This window comes from Burkholderia sp. Ac-20344 (assembly GCF_017104975.1).
GTDB lineage: Bacteria > Pseudomonadota > Gammaproteobacteria > Burkholderiales > Burkholderiaceae > Burkholderia.
The window spans coordinates 1-3,333 of record NZ_JAAGPP010000303.1 but is presented as its reverse complement, the minus strand read 5'-3'; the positions used below and the strand labels follow the sequence as shown (position 1 = coordinate 3,333).

Genomic DNA, 3,333 nt, shown 5'->3' with positions numbered 1-3,333 from the left:
CCCCTTCCGCGCCGCGTTTCCGTTAGCGCGAAAGAGGCGTGATTCTAAGCATCCGCCCCCATCCGCGCAAGCCCCTTGGTGAAAATATTTTGAAAAAGCCCCCGTGCGCTGCCGCGCACGGGGGCTTTAGGCTCGGCGGGCCGCGAGCCACCATCTATTATCGATGTGACGTATGCCTCTTGCCCCCTATATATAGGGTCGCGGAACAGGCAAGGAATCCGGTGCTGTCGAGTATCATGCCGCGACCGAACCACGCACTCATATCCACGATGGACAGCACCACTCAACCCGGCGACGCCGACCTTCGCGACGAATATGCAGCGCTGCGCGAGCGCGCCGTCATCCTGGAAGAACAGGCTCCGCCGCTTCTGCAACGCATCTCGGATGTATTGCCGCGGATCAGCGGCGAATCCGAACTGGCGGACGAGCACCGCGAGCGACTCGTCGGCGCGCGCAACGCGGCGATGGTCTCGATCGAGAACTATCAGCAGGCGATTCCCTTCCTGCAGACGGCCGATTCGATCATCGAGCAACTGGACAAGACACCCGAGCGCGACGAAGACATCGAGTGGCGTGAATCGCTGCTGCAACGGCTCGACGAGCTGATCGACGTCGCAGTCGTGATGATCGACGATGCCGAAGGCTACTTCGAACAGGCGCAAGCCTGCGATCTGTCCAGCGTGCCGAAAGCCATCCTCGAGGATTGAGCAACGCCGCTCGGAATCGCGTCGCGCACCGGCGTCATGTCCTGTGCGCCAGCCATTCCGATGCTCGCCGGCCGGCAGCGCAGCCTGACGCGTTCGTCGGCGCACCGGCCGCCGCCCTCCCGCAAAAGCTCACCTTTTCGCTACCCCCTCGCCCGGACCGCACGACGCAATCGGCTACAGTGCGTCGAGAACGATCGCTTCGCTCACGATCGGCACGCGGATATATCCGCCCTCCGCATCGCCATACGCGTGTGCCCTCCCGTCGATGACGTATTGCGCCGTCAACGCGCAAAGGGTCGCGTCTCGCGCATCGACGGACTTCAGCGTCGACACGTCGATCCCCAGTCGCTCCAGTAATTGCCGACGCTGGTTGCGTTTCTGCTTCGCCGATGCAACGGCCTTGCCCAGCATCGCGCAGGTAATCGCATAAGGATAGGTTTCGAAGCTCGCGCGTCCGCCCGCATAGTGCGCGCCGGTCAGCAGCGGATAAGCATCCGCAAGCGCGCGGTAGACGCGCTCTCCCGTGAACATCCAGTCGAAGAAGCCTGACATGCTCGCGACCGCCTGCTCCCGCGACGGCGTCGGAAAGCACGAGATCCGTTCGCGCGCGAGCGCCTGTTCGGCCGCCCGGCGCCCGCTCCCCGTCCACCACAGGCTCGGTGCGTCGACACCGACGGCCACGACGTCATGGGCGAGACACAGCGCAGGCACCGCCTCGGGCGCGATCCGCTCCTCGCGGCAGACGACCGTCGGTCCGTGCAGGATCACGAGATCGCATTGCTTCTTTTCGCCACCCACGTCGACACCCGCCACGGCTGGCGATTGCCGCGCGGCGGATCCGATGGATCGGGCCGATCGCATGCGTGCGACTCAGTCCGCCGGCCGTGCGTCGTAAGCGGCGTCGAAGATCGCCTCGAGACCGGGATGCACGCCGCGCATCGGATCGACGACCGACTTCGCCCAGTCGAAATACGCCTGCTTGCGTTCGAGCGGCCAGTCCGCGGGCGGGTGCCGCGCGATGTCGCGCAGGTTGCAGATCTTGTCGGCCAGCTTCACGAGCTTCGCACGCCGGCTGATGGTCGCCGCATGCTCGACCTGCAAGCGCTTGCGCTCCTCCTTCGGCAGCGACTTGTCGTCGGTGACTTCCATCACGATGTCCGCCACGTCCTTGCCGAACAATCGCAGCAATTCCTGCTCGGTCGTCTCGGTATCCTCGACCGTGTCATGCAGCACGGCCGCGACGATCACGCGCTCGTCCTCGACACCGGCCTCGTTGGCCAGCACGTCGGCGAGCGCGATCGGATGATTGATATACGGAGACGCTTCTTCATCCTTGCGCCGCTGATTGCGATGCTTGTCCGCCGCGAACGCAATGGCGGCTACCAGCTTTTTCATATTCCCCCCCTCGTGTGGCCAGACCCGCGACCGGCAGAACCGGCCGCGCGCATTTCGGAACCGCACATACTACCCGTACGCGATGACCCTGCCCGTGCGCCGGCATCCCCGCACGCACCGCATCACGCCCCCACCGGCGCGCGTTGCAGCTCGACCACGTTGACCCGCGCGCCGAATACGTCCCTCACGAGCGGCAGCAGGTGGTCGTGGTGCGTCAGGAACAGCACCTGGGTGCGCGTCGACAGATCGCGCAGCGCATCGAGGCCGGCCTTCGCGCGCGCGTCGTCGAAGTTGATGAACAGGTCGTCGGCCACGAACGGCAGCGCGGTCCGACTGCCGAGCTGCAGCTCCAGCGCCGCGATCCGCAGCGCGAGGAACAACTGGTCACGCGTCCCTTCACTCAACCCGGCGACCTCGACCGAGGCTCCCTTCGTCCGCCGTGCATACAGTGCAGGCGGCGTCCGTTCGGTATCGACGGTCAGCCGCGCGAATTCGCCCAGCGTGAGCCCGGCGAAGATCTCGCCCGCGCGCCTGAGCATCGGCCCCTGCTTCTGGTCGCGATAGCGATCCGTCGCCCACTTCAGCAACCGGCTCGCAGTGGCCGCCTCCAGATACTGTTCGGCGGCATCGCCCATCGCCGCCAGTGCTTCCTGCCGCTTCGACTCGGCAACGGCCGCGTTCGCCTGGCCATCGATCGCGCCGAACGCCTGATCGGCCACGACCTGCTGCTGTGAAAGCGCGTTCAGCCGCTTGCCGACATCGTCGAGCGACTGCTTCACCGCTTCAAGGTGCGCCGGTACGTCGGCGATGTCCTGTTCCGCGACTTCGGCTTCGACGGCTGACCGGGACAGGCCGTCGCCATCGCGCACCAGTGCCTCGTGCGCGGCATCGACCGCCTGCCGAAGCTGGCGCTGGCGATCCGAGCGTTCAGCCAGCGGCAGCGCCGCGTCGATCGACGCTACGCCTGCCAGTTGCAGCAGCGGCTGGATGCGCGCATCGGCACCGGCCACCGCGGCAGCCGCATCCGCGACCTTGCCGTCGGACTGACGCACAGCTTCGTCGGCGCGTTCGATCGCACGCGCAAGTTCCCTGGCAGCCGAGAGGCGCATCGTCAGCCGGCGTGCGACGTCGGGCCAGTCGCCGCTCGTCAGCCATTCCGGCGCGAGCGCCGCGGCAAGCCGCCGCGCGCCCGCCTCGAGCGCGGCCAGCTCCGCGCGGATCGCGGCGACCC

Annotated in this window: 3 protein-coding genes and 1 pseudogene; 1 reads left to right on the top strand and 3 read right to left on the bottom strand. The window is 66.7% G+C overall.

From position 1 onward, the window contains the following. The first annotated feature begins 236 nt into the window (after positions 1 to 236). Positions 237 to 707: an ATPase gene (locus tag G3N64_RS38550; protein WP_205788815.1), complete on the top strand. Its 471-nt coding sequence runs from the start codon at positions 237 to 239 to the stop codon at positions 705 to 707. 174 nt (positions 708 to 881) lie between these two features. Here the strand turns inward: G3N64_RS38550 and G3N64_RS38545 are convergent, their stop codons facing one another. From G3N64_RS38545 to G3N64_RS38535, 3 genes and pseudogenes are all read right to left on the bottom strand, one after another. Then, positions 882 to 1,568: a DUF429 domain-containing protein gene (locus tag G3N64_RS38545; protein ID WP_205788814.1), complete on the bottom strand. Its 687-nt coding sequence runs from the start codon at positions 1,566 to 1,568 to the stop codon at positions 882 to 884. A gap of 9 nt (positions 1,569 to 1,577) precedes the next feature. Beyond that, entirely contained in the window at positions 1,578 to 2,102 is a 525-nt protein-coding gene (locus G3N64_RS38540; protein ID WP_021161966.1) for an HD domain-containing protein, read from the bottom strand. A gap of 122 nt (positions 2,103 to 2,224) precedes the next feature. Beyond that, positions 2,225 to 3,333: pseudogene (locus tag G3N64_RS38535) on the bottom strand (chromosome segregation protein SMC); the annotation flags it as partial.

Bases quoted from the DNA above. Each gene is read 5' to 3' on its own strand.
- G3N64_RS38550 (WP_205788815.1), top strand. From the start codon at position 237: ATGCCGCGACCGAACCACGCACTCATATCCACGATGGACAGCACCACT.
- G3N64_RS38545 (WP_205788814.1), bottom strand. From the start codon at position 1,568: ATGCGATCGGCCCGATCCATCGGATCCGCCGCGCGGCAATCGCCAGCC.
- G3N64_RS38540 (WP_021161966.1), bottom strand. From the start codon at position 2,102: ATGAAAAAGCTGGTAGCCGCCATTGCGTTCGCGGCGGACAAGCATCGC.